The sequence below is a fragment of the Enterobacter oligotrophicus genome (assembly GCF_009176645.1).
In the GTDB taxonomy this organism is placed as follows: domain Bacteria; phylum Pseudomonadota; class Gammaproteobacteria; order Enterobacterales; family Enterobacteriaceae; genus Enterobacter; species Enterobacter oligotrophicus.
In genome coordinates this window covers 2,801,219-2,819,451 of the sequence record NZ_AP019007.1, presented here as the reverse complement: position 1 = coordinate 2,819,451, position 18,233 = coordinate 2,801,219, and the positions used below count along the sequence as shown (strand labels likewise).

At 52.7% G+C, this 18,233-nt stretch carries 18 protein-coding genes; 11 read left to right on the top strand and 7 right to left on the bottom strand.

What is annotated here, in order from left to right:
- Positions 1-4: 4 nt before the first annotated feature.
- The 6 genes from fliI to EoCCA6_RS13460 are packed head-to-tail and all read right to left on the bottom strand — an operon-like array spanning position 5 to position 6,192.
- Complete coding sequence (gene fliI / locus EoCCA6_RS13485; RefSeq protein WP_152083071.1) at positions 5-1,324, bottom strand: flagellar protein export ATPase FliI; 1,320 nt, start codon at positions 1,322-1,324, stop codon at positions 5-7.
- Positions 1,317-2,063, bottom strand: coding sequence for a flagellar assembly protein FliH (gene fliH, locus EoCCA6_RS13480; protein WP_152083070.1), 747 nt, complete (start codon positions 2,061-2,063; stop codon positions 1,317-1,319). The genes fliI and fliH overlap by 8 nt, the downstream gene beginning before the upstream one ends.
- Before the next feature lie 3 nt (positions 2,064-2,066).
- On the bottom strand, positions 2,067-3,101 hold the full coding sequence (locus tag EoCCA6_RS13475) for a flagellar motor switch protein FliG (protein ID WP_152083069.1): 1,035 nt from the start codon (positions 3,099-3,101) through the stop codon (positions 2,067-2,069).
- Entirely contained in the window at positions 3,076-4,755 is a 1,680-nt protein-coding gene (fliF, locus tag EoCCA6_RS13470) for a flagellar basal-body MS-ring/collar protein FliF (RefSeq protein ID WP_152083068.1), read from the bottom strand. The genes EoCCA6_RS13475 and fliF overlap by 26 nt, the downstream gene beginning before the upstream one ends.
- Positions 4,756-4,764: 9 nt before the next feature.
- The gene (gene fliE / locus EoCCA6_RS13465) at positions 4,765-5,139 is read right to left on the bottom strand and encodes a flagellar hook-basal body complex protein FliE (protein ID WP_152083067.1); all 375 of its coding nucleotides are present in this window, start codon (positions 5,137-5,139) and stop codon (positions 4,765-4,767) included.
- Between the two features lie 21 nt (positions 5,140-5,160).
- The gene (locus tag EoCCA6_RS13460) at positions 5,161-6,192 is read right to left on the bottom strand and encodes a sigma-54 interaction domain-containing protein (protein WP_152083066.1); all 1,032 of its coding nucleotides are present in this window, start codon (positions 6,190-6,192) and stop codon (positions 5,161-5,163) included.
- Positions 6,193-6,728: 536 nt separating this feature from the next.
- Here EoCCA6_RS13460 and EoCCA6_RS13455 point away from each other — a divergent pair.
- The 7 genes from EoCCA6_RS13455 to EoCCA6_RS13425 are packed head-to-tail and all read left to right on the top strand — an operon-like array spanning position 6,729 to position 12,970.
- The gene (locus EoCCA6_RS13455) at positions 6,729-7,556 is read left to right on the top strand and encodes a FliM/FliN family flagellar motor switch protein (RefSeq protein WP_225903580.1); all 828 of its coding nucleotides are present in this window, start codon (positions 6,729-6,731) and stop codon (positions 7,554-7,556) included.
- Positions 7,549-7,950, top strand: coding sequence for a FliM/FliN family flagellar motor switch protein (locus EoCCA6_RS13450; RefSeq protein ID WP_152083064.1), 402 nt, complete (start codon positions 7,549-7,551; stop codon positions 7,948-7,950). The genes EoCCA6_RS13455 and EoCCA6_RS13450 overlap by 8 nt, the downstream gene beginning before the upstream one ends.
- Positions 7,947-8,699, top strand: a complete 753-nt coding sequence (gene fliP, locus EoCCA6_RS13445; protein ID WP_152083063.1) for a flagellar type III secretion system pore protein FliP — start codon at positions 7,947-7,949, stop codon at positions 8,697-8,699. The genes EoCCA6_RS13450 and fliP overlap by 4 nt, the downstream gene beginning before the upstream one ends.
- A 2-nt stretch (positions 8,700-8,701) precedes the next feature.
- The gene (fliQ, locus tag EoCCA6_RS13440; RefSeq protein WP_095442794.1) at positions 8,702-8,974 is read left to right on the top strand and encodes a flagellar biosynthesis protein FliQ; all 273 of its coding nucleotides are present in this window, start codon (positions 8,702-8,704) and stop codon (positions 8,972-8,974) included.
- Between the two features lie 6 nt (positions 8,975-8,980).
- Positions 8,981-9,754, top strand: a complete 774-nt coding sequence (gene fliR / locus EoCCA6_RS13435; protein WP_152083062.1) for a flagellar biosynthetic protein FliR — start codon at positions 8,981-8,983, stop codon at positions 9,752-9,754.
- On the top strand, positions 9,754-10,887 hold the full coding sequence (gene flhB / locus EoCCA6_RS13430) for a flagellar biosynthesis protein FlhB (protein ID WP_152083061.1): 1,134 nt from the start codon (positions 9,754-9,756) through the stop codon (positions 10,885-10,887). The genes fliR and flhB overlap by 1 nt, the downstream gene beginning before the upstream one ends.
- Positions 10,874-12,970: a flagellar biosynthesis protein FlhA gene (locus EoCCA6_RS13425; RefSeq protein WP_152083060.1), complete on the top strand. Its 2,097-nt coding sequence runs from the start codon at positions 10,874-10,876 to the stop codon at positions 12,968-12,970. Before flhB ends, EoCCA6_RS13425 begins: the two co-directional genes overlap by 14 nt.
- On the opposite strand, the gene EoCCA6_RS13420 is transcribed toward EoCCA6_RS13425, so the two are convergent.
- Entirely contained in the window at positions 12,967-13,968 is a 1,002-nt protein-coding gene (locus tag EoCCA6_RS13420; RefSeq protein WP_373308937.1) for a lysozyme inhibitor LprI family protein, read from the bottom strand. The genes EoCCA6_RS13425 and EoCCA6_RS13420 overlap by 4 nt on opposite strands.
- 161 nt (positions 13,969-14,129) lie before the next feature.
- Here EoCCA6_RS13420 and EoCCA6_RS13415 point away from each other — a divergent pair, with 161 nt between their 5' ends.
- From EoCCA6_RS13415 to EoCCA6_RS13400, 4 genes are all read left to right on the top strand, one after another.
- On the top strand, positions 14,130-14,378 hold the full coding sequence (locus EoCCA6_RS13415) for a hypothetical protein (RefSeq protein WP_152083058.1): 249 nt from the start codon (positions 14,130-14,132) through the stop codon (positions 14,376-14,378).
- A 480-nt stretch (positions 14,379-14,858) separates the two neighbouring features.
- Complete coding sequence (locus EoCCA6_RS13410; protein WP_152083057.1) at positions 14,859-16,352, top strand: sensor domain-containing diguanylate cyclase; 1,494 nt, start codon at positions 14,859-14,861, stop codon at positions 16,350-16,352.
- A gap of 81 nt (positions 16,353-16,433) precedes the next feature.
- Complete coding sequence (locus tag EoCCA6_RS13405) at positions 16,434-17,198, top strand: EAL domain-containing protein (RefSeq protein WP_152083056.1); 765 nt, start codon at positions 16,434-16,436, stop codon at positions 17,196-17,198.
- Positions 17,199-17,210: 12 nt separating this feature from the next.
- Complete coding sequence (locus EoCCA6_RS13400) at positions 17,211-18,197, top strand: EAL domain-containing protein (protein ID WP_152083055.1); 987 nt, start codon at positions 17,211-17,213, stop codon at positions 18,195-18,197.
- Positions 18,198-18,233 lie beyond the last annotated feature (36 nt).

Genomic DNA, 18,233 nt, shown 5'->3' with positions numbered 1-18,233 from the left:
TGAATTATCCTGCCTGCGCCAGTACGTTCAGATCGGCAATGGTCTTGTCGAGCGGCGCGGCGTTTTGCACTTCCTGCTGCAGAAATCGGGTAATCGCTGGCGAGAGGTTTACCGCCTTGTCAGCCATTGGGTCGGCACCCGCCACATAGCCGCCGAGGGGGATCAGCGGCTTGATGCTCTGATATTCAGCATAAAGCTGCTTCAGGGTTCGGGCGGAAAGCTGGTGTTCCCGCTGCGTCACCTGGCTCATACAACGACTGATAGATTGCGCGATATCGATCGCCGGATAATGTCCGGCTTCCGCCAGCTGGCGCGACAGCACAATGTGCCCGTCCAGCACGGCGCGAGCGCAGTCCACAATCGGGTCTTGCTGATCATCGCCTTCTGCCAGCACGGTATAAATCGCGGTCATGGAGCCATGACTCTCGCTGTTGCCCGCACTTTCAACCAGCCGGGGGATTAAGCCAAACGCCGAAGGCGGATAACCTTTGGTGGCTGGCGGTTCGCCCAGAGAGAGCGCGATTTCACGCTGCGCCATGGCATATCGCGTGAGGGAGTCCACCAGCAGCAGGACATCTTTACCTTTGTCACGGTAGTAGCTGGCAATGGTGTGGCACAGCTCAGTGGCTTTAATACGCATCAGCGGCGATTCATCCGCCGGTGCTGCCACGATCACCGACTTACGGCGTCCGGCTTCACCCAGCGAATGCTCAATAAACTCTTTTACTTCACGGCCACGCTCGCCAATGAGCCCTACCACCACCACTTCCGCCTGGGTGTAGCGAGTGATCATCCCAAGCAGCACGCTTTTCCCCACGCCACTGCCCGCCATCAGCCCCACACGCTGTCCTTTGCCGATAGTCAGCAGGCCATTGATCGCCCGTACACCGACGTCAAGCGGAGCGTCTACCGGCTGGCGCTTCAGAGGATGCACCTGCGGCAACTGCTGTGGCAGCACCGTGTCTCCGGTCAACTTGCCCTGATCATCTATCGGCTCACCTAAGCCGTTAACCACGCGCCCCAGCCACTGATCGCCAATCAAAACCCCGTGTTGTTTATCCATCGGGTAGACGCGCGCCCCTGCAATCAACCCTGCGGGCTGTTTAAAAGGCATGAGGAACGTGACATCGCGATCAAATCCCACGACCTGCGCGTCAATCAACTCCCCCTCCGCGCCTTCGACCTGGCAAAGCTGGCCCACGGCAAGACGGCAACCCACGCATTCGAGCAAGATCCCGGCGACGCGTACCAGCCTGCCCGCCACACGCGCCAGGTTAATGTTTTCCAGGGAGCGGAGGACTTGCTCGAAATCGGCGTCACTCATCGTGAGATTCCGGCAGCAGGTTCGCTTTCAGGGCATCCATACACTGGTCAAGGCGATGCTGGCATCCAACGTCCATTTCGGTGGTGTTGGTGATCACGCGGCACTCGCCGGGCGGCAGTTCGGGATCGGCCGTCAGCCCCCAGTGCACCACTTTTTCAGGCTCCGCCTCGCTGATACGGCGATGCTCGTCGCTGTTTAACAGCACTTTGACCTGCTCCGGCTGCTGCGGTAATGCGCTAAGCGCCTCTTCCACCAGGGTGAGAATTTGTGTCGGATGGAGGGAAAGTTCGCAACGAATCACCTGGCGGGTGACTTTTTCCACCAGTTGCAGCAGCTCTTCGCGGCGGCGCTGTTCATAGTTCGCCATGAACGCTTCCATCGACGCGATAATGCTGTCCAGAGGATGGGCGGCTTCCAGAAATTGCTGACGCGCCTGCATTTTTCCCTCGGAGCGCCCTTTACGCACGCCCTCGTCAAAACCCAGGCGCAGCCCTTCCTGATATCCCTCTTCTTTGCCCTCTTCCATTCCCTGCGCAAAACCGCTGTTCAGGCCATCCTGAAAACCTTGCTGAAGCTGCGCCTGAATGGCCGCCCCGTCGACGGCATGCGTACTTTCTTCAGGATGTCCTTGCACCACGCGGCGTTTACGCAGCGGCGGGAATTTGTGCAAACGCGGCTTGATCACCGCCTGACGGCTATTGGTCAGTGCACTCAGGGGTAAGCTCTGTTTTTTATACATGGGTTACTCCATGGTCTGCTCGGCAAACAGCTGCACCTGAATTTCACCCTCTTCTGCCAGCTGGCGCACCGTGGCCATGATCTCTTTACGCACATGGTCAACGCGGCTGACCGGCACAGGCCCCAGACGCGTAGTGGTGGATTGCAGCAGGGTGACCTGGCGTTTAGGCATAACGTTGAAGATGGCCTGGCGCAGCACCGGCTCGGTGCCTTTGAGCGCAATCGCCCACTCTTCAATGGCAATTTCTTCTATCAGGCGCTGCAGGGTGGCAGGCGTCTGGCGGCTGAGGATGAAGAACTCGTACATTTCCTGTTCCAGCTCATCCACTACTTCAGCATCACGCTCACGCAGCTGTTCCAGCAGCTGCTGCTGGTTGCCCGGAATGCGGTTAACGATGTTGGCGGCGTGCTTAATACCGATCACTTTCGAGCCATGCTCGGAGAGCACCGCCACACCGCGCTCAATCAGCCTGTCCAGCTCGTCAATGACGTCACGGTTGACGTCATCCAGACGTGCGATGCGCCAGACGATTTCGTCCTGACGCTCCTGCGAGAGCGCACTGAGCACGCCCGCCGCCACGTCCGGCGGCAGAAACGCCAGAAATACCGCCTGAAGCTGAAGGTGCTCCTGCTCAATCAGCGCTGCCAGTTGCGGGACATCCACCCACTGCAGACGTGCCATACGGTGACGAATTTCATCGCCGTAGATACCGTTAATTACGCTGCTGGCAATTTCGCCCCCCAGCGCTTTCTCCAGAATGCCGCGCAGGTAGCTGCGTGACGCACCGTTGATCCCGCTCTGCTCGCGGTAATCATCGAAGAAGTTATTCATCGCGTGGCGGGCGTGGTCGACCTTCACGCCGTGCAGACGCGCCATGGTGTCGCTCAGCAGGATCACCTCATCGCGGTTCATCTTCTGCATCACTTTTGCCGCCGCTTCTTCACCGACGCTGAGCAACAGAATGGCGGCCTGTTCCAGTCGGCTGCGCCCTGTTTTTACGCTACCTTTACTGCTATTGCTTACTGTCAGTTCGCTCATTGCTGTTGATCCATTGTTTCAATACTTCGGCCATACGTTCAGTTTCGTTTTCCGCCAGCATTTGCAGGTATTCCACCTTAGTTTCCAGGCCAGAACTTTGCGGTGGCAGTTCCCCATCCTGATTGAAGGCTGGCCCTGGCAGCCCCGACAGACCCGCTTCAGTCGTCACCATGTTATTTTCGATAGCCTCGGTCTGAGCAGAGCCCTCTATTGCGGCAAGCTCCGCCGGTTCACGACGGCCATAGCGCTGTGCCAGTGGACGCAGACCGAACAGCAGCGTGAGTAAAATCAACATGCCGATCCCGCCGTTCTGCCCCCAGTACTGAATATTCGGGTCTTGCCACCACTTCAGTTCCGGCATGCCATCTACGGTTTTTTCCACGAAGGCCAGCCTGTCCAGGGTAAGCGAATCGCCGCGCGACTTTTCAATGCCTGCGGCATCTTCCACCAGCCTTGTCAGTGCCGTCAGTTGCTCTGGCGTCATGCTGGCAAGCGCAGGCGCAGCCTGGTTTAACGCCACCGCCACGCGCAGTTTCTCGAGCTTGTAACCCGGATGGCGGATGTGACGAATATCGCGGTCGAAGGCGTACTTACGCTGCTCCTGGCTGCGGCTGGAGAGGGAACTCGGTGTGCTGGTTTGCGTTTGAGTCTGTGCGGCCTGCTGATTCGCGGCCATCGGTGGCGTAACCGGTGCTGCAGGCTGGTTAACCGGACGGTTGCTCAGTGAACCCGGTATCCCGATAGCCAGTTCATTGGTGGTGTTTTCCCGCGAGATGTTCTCATCGCTGATTTGCGGCTCTTTGCCCAGGCGCTCCTGCGTCTCTTCCACGCTGCTCATGTCGACGCTGGGCGTCACGCTGATACGGAAGTTATCGCTGCCAAACAGCGGGGTTAACAGACCGGCAATATTGTTGATGGTTTCGTTTTTGATACGTTCGATCACATCGCGGCCCTGGCGAATGTTCGCCATGTTGCTGCTGCCCTGTTGACCGTTTTCTGACAGCAAATTCCCGGCCTGATCCACCACCCGCACGCTGGCGGCCTGCATGCCAGGCACGCTCCCGGCAACCAGTTGTACAATTGCCGCAACCTGCTGCTCATCCAGATGTTTGCCATAACGCAGTTGAAGCATCACCGACGCGCTGCTTTGCGGTTTGTTGGTCATCACAAAGGAGCTGGCCTCGCTCAGCCCCAGATGGACGCGCGCGTTCTCAACCGGATCAAGCGCCATAATGCTGCGGGCCAGCTCGCCTTCAAGGCTGCGCTTGTAGCGAACGTTCTGGACAAACTGGCTGCTGCCCAGCATCTCTTCCTTGTCCATCAGCTCGTAGCCGTCCGGCATCACGGCGGTAATCCCTTTTGCCGCCAGCGCCATACGCGCCCGCGGCAGTTTGTCTTCCGGGATCAGAATTTGCCCGTTGTCCGGGTTAACGCGGTAGGCAATCGATTCGGCCCCCAGCACCTCAACAACCTGCGCCACGGGCAGCTTTTCTTCACTGCCGTACAGCGCAACGTAACCCTGGTTACTGCGCCAGAGCGAAAATACGATGGCCCCGGTCAGCAAAAGGGTGCCTGCCGCAATAAGCCATTGCGGTTTCAGGCGGCCTGCCGGGAGGGGAAATGCAGAAAATGTCTCTTTTAACTTAGTCAGCACGAGGAAACCTTACAGCGGAGTATTCATCACTTCGTCAAGCGCAGTGGTGAGCTTGTTACGCACCTGCATCATGGCGGAAAAGGCCACGCTGGCTTTTTGCGATTCAATCATGGCCCCGGCCAGATCGTCGCTCTGACCCAGCTCAATGGCCTTTTGTTTTGCTCCTGCGGCGTGCTGCAGGCCATCAACATTGTCGATGGCATTATTCAGGACCTGCGAGAAGGAGAGTTCATGTGCGCCCGTGACGCCGGATAAGGTCGCCCCCGGCGCGATAAAAGCGGAGTGGCTCAGCGCACCTGAAGAGGCCACCGCAGCCGTGGTATGCATTCGGTCCAGCATAGCCTGCTGGCTGGCTGACATACCGATAGCGTTAATTTTGTCCATGTCGTTAGTCTCTTGCGTGCGTTATGAGTAGCATTCGATATCGATACCTTCCTCGCGCATTGCGGCGAGTCGGTAACGTAAAGCACGCGGCGTGATACCCAGGAAAGCGGCCGTTTTGGACTTATTGCCGTTATGGCGCTTAAGTAATTCGATGATGTACTGGTACTCTGCCATCCGGCCATGCAGTTTAACGTTGCCAATGGCGGACGGAGCCGTCTGTGGTTCACGGTAGGCAGGCATCAACTCAACAGCCGAAACGGGGCTCAGCGACGCAGGAACGGGCAAACCAAAGTCGTTTGCAGTGATCACTTCGCCGTTGCTCAGAATCATCCCGCGCTGAATGACATTCTCCAGTTCGCGGACGTTACCCGGCCAGTCATAGGCCAGCAGCGCATGGCGGGCTTCGTCGCTTAAGCGAATATTGCCTTTGTGAAAGGCTTTATATTTGGCGATAAAACGCAATGCCATCGGGATAATGTCCAGGCGGCGTTCGCGCAGCGGGGTAATATGAATGGGAACAACCGAAATACGGTAAAACAGATCCTGACGAAAACGCCCTTCCGCAATTTCCTGCTGCAAATCTTTATTGGTGGAGGCAACCAGACGAATATCCAGTGGGATTTTTTTATGGCTCCCCAGACGCTCAACTTCCTGCTCCTGTAACACGCGCAATAATTTTGCCTGAAGCGCGAGTGGCATATCACCGATTTCATCCAACAGCAGCGTTCCGCCGTTTGCCTGTTCAAATTTCCCGGCAACGCCTGTTACCGCACCGGTAAATGCGCCTTTTTCGTAGCCGAATAAAATCGCTTCCAGCATACTTTCAGGAATGGCGGCACAGTTCACACCCACATACGGTGCATCAGCACCTAATGCATTTTCATGGATGTAACGTGAAACGCACTCTTTACCTGTCCCCGTCTCGCCTGTAATAAGTACCGATACATTATATTTGGCAACACGGCGTGCTAATGAAAATACATTTACGCTTTCAGGCGCACTGGCAACAAATCCATTTTCATTACGGACTTCATGTTCAATAACAATACTCATAACAACTCACCAACATTTAAGATAATTGTTAGCCTGAAGCGCATACGGGCCTGCTACGCCATTGCTGGCGCATTATTAAAAGGCAAGTATTCGATATGGACAAAATGAATTAACCGAATGCGTAAACACTACGGAAACTCATGACTTTTGCGCATTATAACGGCAGGTTAGGAATTGTCTTGTTTTTAATGGGTATTAAAATCTTAATTCATATATTTCAATAGGTTAGAGGAAATATTAATGATGATTAATCGTCCCAAAATAACGAATTAATAATCTTTACCGTCTTGATTATAACCTATAAACAGCGTCTAATTCATATCCCTAATAAAGCCCTCCATGCCAGGGCCGTTATGAAGCGGTAAACCGGCGCATTTACAAAGCGACACGGTTAAACAAAACTTAAATATTTTTCTGCCGATAAGCAAATCCCTGAAAGAGTTAACCTTCTGCGCTTATGGCTAACGTTATGCGGAAACCCTATGTCAGTTGCTCCACAGAGAATCAGAATCTACCAACGTCAGGCGCTCCCCGATATGGTAAAGCTCGATGTGAGCAAACTTGGCCGCCCGTGGCATAAGCTGCCAAAATTGATGAATGACAGCTTCGATATCTTCGATGCCCGTTTGAGCATTTATTTCCTGAAAAAACTTCGCGTCAACGTTGCCTTAAAATCGATGAGCTTTGCTATCGATCAGAACTATAAAAACACGCAGCTGTTTTCAACGCCGTTCGGGTCCATTGCATTTAATATTGACCGTACATTGTTATTACAAATTCTTCATGACTATTACGGGCTGGGTAAAGAGAGCCGTAATAAATCTCTGGATATTCATCAGCCGATCACAAAAACAGAAGACAGGCTGAAAAATAAAATCGGTCTGGATCTGACGCGCCTCCTGATTGACGAAGCGATCTTCGGCCAGAATATAGAGATTAAAAGCGACAACACCACCGTGATTAACCAGTGGTCATGGTGCGTGACGTTCACGCTGGAAGGGTATGAGGAAGGCAGCTTCACGCTGCTGTTTGATAACGCCCACGTGGACCAAATGCTGGCCACATTGCGCTCACCTGAAACAGAACAGCAGGCGGGTCGTCAGGCAGCACCGACCCCGTCGCAAATCGAACGCCTGTTTTACAGCATGCCGCTGAAGTTCAGCGGGCATGTTGCCAGCCTCAATTTGACAGTTTCCCAACTGGCGAAAATCAAGCCTGGCGACATTATTCCCGTAAACATTAATGAAAGCGTTCCGGTATATATCGGAAAAGAACAGATTTTTGACGCCAAAATCGCAGAAGATCGCGGCAAGTTATTACTCTGTGAATTTAATGACAGAACCATTGAGAAGCATTATGAGTGATCAGCAACAAGACCTGAGCCAGTCCCTGGATTTTGGCGACCTGAATCTCGGAGAGATGCCGCGCGAAGAGACCGTGGAGGGCAATATTCGTCTGGATCTCCAGGCAGAACCGGAAACGTCGTCCGGCATTGACGATCTGCGCAAAATGGCGCTGTTTAGCCGCATTCCGGTCACGCTGACGCTGGAAGTCGCCTCCGTTGACGTGTCGCTGGCCGACCTCCTGACCGTAGGCCACGACTCGGTGATTGAACTGGATAAAATGGCGGGCGAGCCTCTGGACATCAAGGTGAACGGCATTCTGTTTGGTAAAGCCGAAGCCGTGGTGCTGAACGATAAGTACGGCCTGCGTATTCTGGAGTTCAACAGCAAAGAGCTGGGCGAGCTGACACCATGATCGCGCGTTTTCGCATCGCACTGCCCTGGCTACTGCTGGGCGGTTTGCTCTTTTCCCCGCAACTGCTGGCTGCCAATGGCGACATTACGCTGTTCAGCTCGGCAACCACCGACGGCGGCCAGGATTATAACGTCAAGATTGAAATCCTGATCCTGATGACCCTGCTGGGTCTGCTGCCGGTGATGCTAATGATGATGACCTGCTTTACGCGCTTCATTATCGTGCTGGCGATCCTGCGCCAGGCGCTCGGTCTGCAACAAAGCCCGCCCAATAAAATACTTACCGGGATCGCGCTGGCGCTTACGCTGCTGGTGATGCGCCCGGTATGGACCACCATTTATCAGGACGCCATCGTGCCGTTTCAGAATGACGAAATCACCATGAAGCAGGCGTTTGGTAAGGCCGAAGTGCCGCTGAAAAACTTTATGCTGGCGCAAACCAGCAATAAAGCGATGTCGCAAATGATGACGATTGCGGGCGTGACGGGCGATCCGAAAGAGCAGGATTTAACCGTTGTCACGCCTGCCTACCTGCTGAGCGAGCTGAAAACGGCTTTCCAGATCGGCTTTATGATTTACATCCCTTTCCTGGTCATTGACCTGATTGTCGCCAGTATTTTGATGGCAATGGGGATGATGATGCTTTCGCCGCTGATTGTCTCGCTGCCGTTCAAGCTGATGCTGTTTGTGCTGTGTGACGGCTGGACACTCATCGTCGGTACACTCACTTCAAGCGTGCAGGGGCTATAGCTGTGGTCACAATGGATATCGCCGGGGACATCATGGCGACCGGCATTAAACTGGTGCTGGTTATCTCTGCTGTCGCGATTGTACCCAGCCTGATTGTCGGCCTGTGCGTCAGTATTTTCCAGGCCACAACGCAAATTAACGAACAGACCCTGAGCTTTCTGCCTCGCCTTCTGGTGACGCTGGCGGTTTTGATTATTGGCGGTAAATGGATGCTGACCCAACTGGTCGACTTCACCGTTAATATTTTTCAGCAGGCGGCGGCACTGGTGGGTTAGCAGGCAATGGGCATCGATATTCATGCGCTGATTAACCCTCTGCTGGCGTTAGTCTTCCCGTTTTTTCGCATTCTGGCGTTTCTGCACTTTTGCCCGGTACTGGACAACCGCGCCTTTAGCCGTCGGATTAAAACCGTGCTCGCCCTGGCGCTGGCCGTCATCATCACGCCGATGCTGCCTGAAAAAGTGTTGCTGAACGAGCTGTTCTCGATGCGCACGCTCCTCCTCACGGGTGAACAACTGCTGTGGGGAATGCTGTTTGGGATGGCGATGCAGTTGGTGTTTGTCGCGCTGCAAACCGCCGGACATATTCTTTCGATGAATATGGGGCTCGGCATGGCAATGATGAACGACCCGGTGAACGGCAGTTCGACCACGGTGATTTCCCAGATGATCTACACCTTTTGTGGGCTGCTCTTTTTCGTGATGGACGGGCATCTGCTGGTGGTGACCATTCTCTACAAGGGCTTTGTCTGGTGGCCCATCGGCCAGGCGATTAACAAACCGACGCTACTGCTTATCGCGCAAAGCCTGGGCTGGATCATGTCCTCCGCAACGCTTATCGCCATCCCGACAACCTTTGTCATGCTGATTGTGCAGGGCGGTTTTGGGTTGCTTAACCGCGTCTCACCCACGCTGAACCTGTTCTCGCTGGGTTTTCCTATCAGCATGCTCTTCGGCCTGCTCTGCATCTCGTTGATGATGAACAATATTCCCGATCACTACCTCAATCTGACCAATGAAATCCTGGCCAGGCTCGAAGCCGTGAGGAGCCACTAATGGCTGCCGGTGGCGATAAAAGCGAAAAACCCACAGCGCAAAAGCTACGCAAAGCGCGCGAAAAGGGGGATTTACCCCGTTCCAAAGACCTCACTATGGCCGTGGGCCTGCTGGCCTCATTCATCACCATGGGTACGTTTTTTCCCTATTACAAACAGCTGGTGGAGGAGTCGTTTACCTCGGTAGGCATGATGGCCGGACGGCTCGACGACAACGGTGCATTAAGCCAGTTTTTGATGCTCAACGTCTGGGTGATTATCCGTTTTATCGCCACGCTGGCACCGATTCCGATCGCCTGCGTTGTGGCAAGCCTGGTCCCCGGCGGCTGGATTTTTACCGTCTCAAAGCTGACGCCAGATTTTAAAAAACTCAGCCCGATTAGCGGCGTGAAGCGCATGTTTTCCAGTAGCCACTACGTTGAAGTCGGCAAGATGATGCTCAAGTGCGGCATCATTCTGGCGGTGCTGTACAGCATGGTGCACAGCTCACTGAATCCGCTGCTGCATCTGCAACGCCTTAGCCTGAATCAGGCGATCCACCAGGGCTTTGGCATCCTGCATCACGTGCTGGTTTATTTCATTGCCGTGATTGTCATTTTCGCCCTGCTTGACGTGCCGCTGACCAAATTTATGTTCACCAAAAAAATGCGCATGACCAAGCAAGAGGTGAAAGAGGAGTACAAGAACAACGACGGTAACCCGCAAATCAAGGGACGTATTCGCCAGCTACAACGTCAGATGGCGATGGGGCAAATCAGCCGTACCGTACCCGACGCTGACGTGATTATTACCAACCCCACGCACTATGCGGTGGCGCTGAAATATGACCCGAAAAAAGCCGAAGCGCCTTACATCGTGGCGAAAGGGATGGATGACATTGCACTCTATATTCGCGACGTAGCCCGACACCATCAGATTGAAATTGTGGAGTTTCCTCCGCTGGCGCGCGCGGTCTATCACACCACGCGCGTGAACCAGCAAATTCCCGCGCAGCTTTTCCGCGCCATTGCGCACGTGCTGACTTATGTCATGCAGCTTAAATCCTGGCGTACCGGCCAGCTTGAACAAAAACCCCGCCTGAACAGGCAGATCAACATTCCAAAAGAGGTCTTAAAAGCCGATGGCGAACAGTAAGTTACAGCAGACGCTTGCCATACTCCGTAAAGGGCACGTGGGCGTCCCGATACTGCTTCTTAGCGTACTGGCAATGGTGATGTTGCCATTGTCGCCGCTGATGCTGGATATCTTATTTACCTTCAACATTGTGTTGGCGGTGGTGGTTCTGCTGGTCGCGGTCAATATGCAGCGTCCACTGGATTTTGCCGTCTTCCCGACGCTATTGCTGATCACCACACTGATGCGCCTGACGCTGAACGTGGCATCCACCCGCGTGGTGTTGCTGCACGGTCATGAAGGCGAAGGTGCGGCGGGTAAGGTGATTGAGGCGTTCGGCCAGGTGGTGATCGGCGGCGATTTCGTCGTCGGCTTCGTGGTCTTTATCATCCTGATGATCATCAACTTTGTGGTGGTCACCAAAGGGGCCGAGCGTATTTCTGAAGTCTCTGCCCGCTTTACGCTGGACGCCCTGCCGGGTAAACAGATGGCAATCGATGCGGACCTCAACGCCGGGCTGATTAACCAGAACCAGGCACGAGACCGCCGCAAAGAGGTGAGCAAAGAGGCCGATTTCTACGGCGCAATGGACGGGGCCTCCAAGTTCGTTCGCGGGGACGCCATCGCCGGTATTATGGTGTTGATCATCAACGTCATCGGCGGGATCTGCATCGGTATTTTCAAATACAATCTTGATGCCAGCCACGCGTTCCAGCAGTACGTGCTGTTGACGATCGGTGATGGTCTGGCCGCACAGATCCCTTCCCTGCTGCTGGCAACCGCAGCCGCAATTATTGTTACCCGCGTCAGCGACGGTGACGACGTTAGCGACGAGATCAAAACGCAGCTGCTGGCGAAGCCCCATGTGCTGTACACCGCCGCGTTCGTCATGTTTATTCTGGCGATTGTACCGGGCATGCCGCACATCGCCTTTCTGTGCTTTACCGCGCTGCTGCTGTTTGCCGCCTGGCGACAGAGTAAAGTGGTTAAACCCGCGGAAGAAGAGACCGATTACGACGCCATCAACGATGCGCTGGCAACGGATACCACGCCCGGTATCAACTGGGAAAGTATTCCGCTGGTGGAGCCCATTGGCCTGAACCTCGGTTACAAGCTGGTCACGCTAATCGATTCGGCCAAAGGCAGCCCGCTTTCACAGCGTATCCGCGGCGTGCGACAGGTTGTTTCAGAGCAGTGTGGCGTACTGTTGCCGGAGATCCGCATCCGGGAAAACTTCCGCCTGAAACCCGCCCAGTATGCGATATACATCAACGGTATCCGAACGTCGCTTGGCGAGGTTTATGCCGATAAGCTGATGGCTATTCCGGGAGCGGAACTGTATGGCGAAATTGATGGCGTGCTGGATACCGATCCCGCTTATGGCATGGCGATCGTCTGGATCGATCCGGAACAAAAAGCCACGGCGTTGAACCTGGGTTATCAGGTGGTGGATTGCGCCAGCGTGGTGGCGACGCACGTGAATAAAATCGCCCGTGAACATCTGCCCGACCTGTTCAATTACGACGATATTACGCATCTGCATGCCCGCCTGGCGCTACAGGCCCCTAAACTGGCGGAAGATTTGACCAACGCGCTGAATTTCAGCCTTCTCCTGCGCGTATATCGTCAGCTGCTGCTGGAGCAGGTTTCCCTGAAAGATATTGTCACTATCGCTTCCACCCTGTTAGAAAGCTCCGCGGTGACCAAAGATCCGATCCTGCTGACGTCAGATGTGCGTTACGCGCTGCGCCGCGCCATCATCCATTCGATCAACGGGGATCGGCAACAACTGGCGGCTTATACCATCGATAACGCCCTGGAAAACATTCTTCTCGGTGCGCTCAACCAATCCCAGCAGGCGGGGAAAGTGGCGCTGGACAGTTTTGCCGTTGACCCCAACATTTTGACGCAGCTGCAAAACACGATGCCGATCATTCAGGAACAGATGAAAGCGAAAGGCATGCCGCCGTTGCTGCTGGTCACGCCACAGTTAAGGCCGTTGATTTCACGCTATGGCCGTCTGTTTGCCAGCAATCTGCACGTGTTGTCTTATAACGAAGTGCCTGATGACAGTGATTTAACAATTGTGGGAACGCTGGCTTAATTATCTAAAAAACGTAATTTCCATGCGGCCAACGTGCGCGGCATTTTGCGTTGGTCGCGGCCTTCGGTGCTGTAATAGTTCAGCTCCAGGCCACCGCCTTTCACCGGCGAGATCCGGCCTGCCCAGATTTCGCCTTTTGGCGTATACATGATGATGGCCGTTCTGCTGTTCGCAGCGCCCTGTACCCACATAGAGAGCACGCGAGCCCCGATGTTATCGATATCGTTCTGGTAGATATACACGTTCGCGCTGTTGACGAAGTTCTGATAATCATCCCCGACCAGGCTGCGGAATTTTTCATCCATTTCCTGGGTCGGGAAAATCCCCAGCGACAGCAGCGTGGGTTTGGGGCGAGGATCGTCTTCAGAGAGCCTGTAAGCCCCGTCCAGGAACACCCCGGCAGGCATGGATAACCGGCACCCCCAATCGGCGTTGCTGTAGACCTGTAATGAGCCATCTTTTTCAGGGATCAACAGCAGCTTGCAGTTACTGGTTTCAACCATCTTTTCCACAACCAGCATTCCATATAACCGGCGGGCTTCTGCAGTAAACTCATCTTTATTCAGCCCTGCCCAGGCGCGAATATCGAGGGTGACGCTCCACTGGGCATTATGGCTGAACTGGATCACGCCGCCGCTCATGTTTGGTGCCAGCATGTTCCACCATTTGCCTTCCCATTTGAAATCACGGTCAGTGTTGGACAGCGCGCTGATGCCTGCGTAATACGCGCGTTCTATACAGGCATCGGTTGTGCATTTTTCCAGCAGCTTTTCCCAATCGTCGTATTTTTTATTGCTGCCTTCGACGCCTTCGTTCTGAAGGGCCTGATGATAGACAACCGACAGCGTGCTATCCAGCCAGTGCAGGTTGTCATTGTTGCAAATGGTATTTTCGAGGGGCGTAACGGCCCGCTGGCAATTCACCGCGAGCGCGCTGCCACTGAAAAATAACATCAGAAAAAACAGGCTGCTAAAAATGCGACGCGTCATTTTGTTCAACTTTCATGCAAAAGGGCGGCTATTGTGGCGAATGATAACATCTATTGCAATATAAACTCTAAACAATGTCTATATGAATAAATAATGAAAATAAACTGTTAAGTTATCTCCTTATTTTGCCGCGCTTGAATAATGGATGTATTCATAAGGGTAGCATGATAATGAAAATTGATAGCAGCAATCTGACTGTGGCAACGACAACTGCTAATGTTTCGCAGACCGAACCGTCACGGAGTCCATTAGGAACCCGGCGTTCCAGCGGGAATATTTGCCCTCAAAGCGGTTACTGGCAAATTGATAACCCTGCGATTAAAAATGTTGTAAATGTTAAAAAAGGGGAAACACTTCCCTGGCAAAATGGTTATCCTGTTAACTGGACGCTCGTAGAGTATGACGTGAGACAGGAATAATTAACATTTACTCGCTCACGGGAAATAGATTTTCCCTTAAATAGGAAATTCCATTTCCCATTTTATGATCTCCTCTCGATATTTTCCTTTTAATTCGAAAATATCGTGCCATCCCCTGTGACAAATCATTTACACTCCATCGCACAATTCACTGATTATAAAGACATTTATCTTTACACCTCTGAATAAAGATCGTTTTGACCAATTAATCCCAAATTATCGATCGGTATTACGTATAGTTTTTAACAACAATTCCGATGATTGATTTTATCGATCGATATCGATCATTCGATCGACTTTGACAATCAAATGGCGAGACGGTAGTATTTATTCAACGTGTTATGTTCCCCTTTGATTTATTTACATCCAGTAAGAAAGACCGCATACCACTGCTTTTAACCATCCCTCAATACGCTGCGCGTTTTATCCGTGCGAGTAATAGCTCTGATTTGGTGTCAGTAGAGATTTCCGGAGTATTCAGTGATCGAAAGTCTAAATTTCAGAAGGCCGCTAAACATTTGCTTCTCGGTACTGGCTGTGACATTTGTGCTGGTTGGGCTTCTGACCTTCCATACGCAGTGGACGAAAGCCGTCGAAATATATAAACGGCAAAACCGTCTTTATATCAATAACGTGGCGACCTTCCTTGATAAGTACCTGGCGGGCTATGAAAACAGTGTGAAAGAAATGGCCAGGGTTGCCGCCGATCAGCATAAGTTTGATGGTGATGCCAAAAGCGAGCATACATTAAGAAACTGGATGATCGAGCGCCTGCGTATTATGCCTGATGCAATCTCGATTATTCATGCCGATAACAAGGGGCATTTCACTCGTTTACCCTATGTCGAAGCCGCTTCCAGTTGGGAACCCGGTAAAGAACCCTGGTTCACCCTCTCCATAGAGAATTCAGACGCTGCACATTTTACGGTGAGCAGAGACCCTTTCGCCAATAAAGAGCGCGTGATAACCCTTTCTCTGCCGGTCATCAATGGCACAGACGGCTCGAACCAGGGCGTGCTGGCACTCAATCTGAACATGGATAAAAGCACAGAGATTTTGAATACCGCCCAGTCGCCCACCAAAAGCAACACCTTTGTAATGACCCGTGGGGGCGAACTGGTTATCAATCCGGGTTACCCGATTGATCCGGCCAAACTTAAAGCTCTCGCGCGTTATGCCCGAGAATTTCGCGGCGATTTTGTCATGGATTCACACTATTACGCCTACCGTTCCATCACGTCTGAATCGTGGCTGGTCATGCATGAGGTGGACGAGAGTGAACTCAACAACCAGGTCTGGAATCAATGTATTGCTATCCTCTGGGGAATACTGTTTACGCTGGTGATGCTGTTTTTCTGCTGGTGGGCTACCCGCTCCGCAATGAACGCCATTTTTATGCGCATAGCCACCAGCATCCGAAACGGGGCGATCAAACCCACTGCCGTCGAAGAACTTATTTTTGAAGAAATTCATAACTCACAGCAGCGGCAGAAAAATATTGCTCATGAAGCACTGACCGACGGGTTAACCGGCCTCAAAAACCGCCGCGCTTTTGATGCTGATGCCGCACAGTGTAACAGCGATCCCCTGGCGTACCTTGCCATGGTTGATATCGATAATTTTAAAAACATTAATGACACCTGGGGCCATGCCGTGGGGGATATTGTGCTGAAAACCGTGGCCGAATTAGGGTTGCGGCTACGTGGGCTGGAGAACATCACCCTCTATCGTTACGGTGGTGAAGAGTTCGCCATCCTGTTTAACGGCATCTCTCAGGAAAAAGCGATAAGTTATCTGGAAAAGTGGCGAATAACCGTTAATACCCGCCATTTCAGGGAGAACGAGCTGAAAGTCTCATTCAGCGCAGGGCTTTGTCAGATGGGGAGAGGCTCGCTGCCTGAAGTGATTGCTCATGCTGACAAGTTTTTATATGAAGCAAAGAAAACGGGCAAAAATAAAATCGTCTCCCGCTAATGCGATCTATTTCTCCCACCCATTTAAGTTGAACAGTCGTTGTGTCGTTTTACGCTGTAGAGTTGTGGCTACGAGGCTGGCATGGAAAAAAGTACACATTTTGTGATGCAGTGTGTCGAAAAAAATAAACTCGATGCGGGTATCGATTTTGTTATTCAACCTATTTTTGATCTCTCACGGTTCGTCTGCATTGGCGGCGAAGTGCTGGTGCGCGGTACTCACCGGCGTCATATTGTTCCTCCCCATTTGTTTATCAATGAGCTGGAGAAGAGCGGCGGGATCGTATCCATGGGCGATTACATTATGGCCCAGGCTTTTGAGTATATTTCCCGTCAGAAACCCGACGTCCGCGACACGCAAATATTTACCTTCAATATCTCCTGGATTCAACTGCAGGATGGGCGCTTCGCCGCACGGGTACTGGCGTTGCTTGAAAAATATAATCTTACGCCGCGCCAGATTATCTTTGAGATAACCGACGGTAACGCTGCACCGGATGACGAGGTTAACCTTAATCTCACCAGCCTGCGCGATGCAGGGATGAATCTGGCCTGGGACGGTATAGACTGCATCGCCACGCTGCAGTCGCGGCTGGCGCTGTATATGCCTGATTACGTCAAGCTGGACCGCAGTTGTCTGGCTCCGGGAAACCTTGAACGAACCTACGCTATGCTGGATCACCTGGCGCAGTGGGATATCGACGCCATTATTGAAGGCGTTGAAAACTACACACACGTTTCCTCAATGCTTCGCCACGGCGTGAAATACGGTCAGGGATTTCTGTTTTCGCGCCCGGTCAGTAAGGAAGCATTTCATCAGCAGTACATGCAGCCAGAACGCGCGTAAGGCGTCCCTGATATGTATCAAAAGCATTTCCTGCGCAAACAGCGATACCGGTTCCTCGCGGCGTTTGCTGCATTCCTGCTGACCCTGGTTGTCACCACTGCGCTGGTCTGGAAAATTCTGGAGCTGGGCGCAAGTACCCGTTTCTCGCTGCCTTCGTTGACAGGCGGGGGGATTATTTTACTGTTGTCGACGACTGTCGCTCTTCTCACCTGGCTACTGGCAGCCCGACGGCATTCACTCTATTCACAGCTGGCACATGCCATCAAACTGCATCAGATCCATCCGCATTACCAGCCGCTTATCTGTGCCCAAACCAATACGGTTTCGGGCGCGGAGGTCCTCGCCCGCTGGCATCATAATGAACTGGGTTTTATTCCCCCCGATGTTTTTATTCCTGTAGCAGAAAGTACCGGGCTTATCATGAACCTGACGGACAGCCTGATGGAACAGGTGGTCGATGATTTGCAGCAGGGCATTGTAACCTTGCAGCCAGGCTTTAAGCTCAATCTCAACATCAGCTATACCCACGTTGTGGATAGCCATTTTGAGCTGTTCGTTGATTACTGGGCACCCATTTTTGACGCGCTGGGCATAACGCTGGTTTTTGAGATCACCGAGCGGGAAAATATCGCTATGTGCGATGATATCGTGCAGAAAGTGGCGCATATAAAACGCAGTGGGATCAAAATTGCGCTGGATGATTTTGGCACGGGCTTTTCTAACCTGGCGTTTATATCCAACCTGAATCCCGACAGCATTAAAATTGACCGTATGTTTATCCGTCAGATCTCGAAAGATACCGCCACGCCGTTGATTGACTGCGTGATTGATATGGCCAGGCGGATGAACATTCTGACCACGGCTGAGGGAGTGGAATATGACTACCAGGTCGATTACCTCAAAGCGAATCAAATCGATTGCCTGCAGGGTTATTTTTTCTCTAAGCCGCTCTGTTTTCGTGATTTTGTTGGATTCTTACAGCACTATCGCGCCCAATAAAAAAGCCCAAAAAGGGCTTTTTTATATGAAGCGTGA

Excerpts from the sequence above, each read along its gene's own strand:
- fliH (WP_152083070.1), bottom strand. The coding sequence starts at position 2,063 with ATGTATAAAAAACAGAGCTTACCCCTGAGTGCACTGACCAATAGCCGT.
- EoCCA6_RS13400 (WP_152083055.1), top strand. The coding sequence starts at position 17,211 with ATGTATCAAAAGCATTTCCTGCGCAAACAGCGATACCGGTTCCTCGCG.
- fliI (WP_152083071.1), bottom strand. The coding sequence starts at position 1,324 with ATGAGTGACGCCGATTTCGAGCAAGTCCTCCGCTCCCTGGAAAACATT.
- EoCCA6_RS13425 (WP_152083060.1), top strand. The coding sequence starts at position 10,874 with ATGGCGAACAGTAAGTTACAGCAGACGCTTGCCATACTCCGTAAAGGG.
- EoCCA6_RS13415 (WP_152083058.1), top strand. The coding sequence starts at position 14,130 with ATGAAAATTGATAGCAGCAATCTGACTGTGGCAACGACAACTGCTAAT.
- fliE (WP_152083067.1), bottom strand. The coding sequence starts at position 5,139 with ATGGACAAAATTAACGCTATCGGTATGTCAGCCAGCCAGCAGGCTATG.
- flhB (WP_152083061.1), top strand. The coding sequence starts at position 9,754 with ATGGCTGCCGGTGGCGATAAAAGCGAAAAACCCACAGCGCAAAAGCTA.
- fliR (WP_152083062.1), top strand. The coding sequence starts at position 8,981 with ATGGGCATCGATATTCATGCGCTGATTAACCCTCTGCTGGCGTTAGTC.
- fliP (WP_152083063.1), top strand. The coding sequence starts at position 7,947 with ATGATCGCGCGTTTTCGCATCGCACTGCCCTGGCTACTGCTGGGCGGT.
- EoCCA6_RS13475 (WP_152083069.1), bottom strand. The coding sequence starts at position 3,101 with ATGAGCGAACTGACAGTAAGCAATAGCAGTAAAGGTAGCGTAAAAACA.
- EoCCA6_RS13450 (WP_152083064.1), top strand. The coding sequence starts at position 7,549 with ATGAGTGATCAGCAACAAGACCTGAGCCAGTCCCTGGATTTTGGCGAC.
- EoCCA6_RS13455 (WP_225903580.1), top strand. The coding sequence starts at position 6,729 with ATGGTAAAGCTCGATGTGAGCAAACTTGGCCGCCCGTGGCATAAGCTG.
- EoCCA6_RS13460 (WP_152083066.1), bottom strand. The coding sequence starts at position 6,192 with ATGAGTATTGTTATTGAACATGAAGTCCGTAATGAAAATGGATTTGTT.
- EoCCA6_RS13405 (WP_152083056.1), top strand. The coding sequence starts at position 16,434 with ATGGAAAAAAGTACACATTTTGTGATGCAGTGTGTCGAAAAAAATAAA.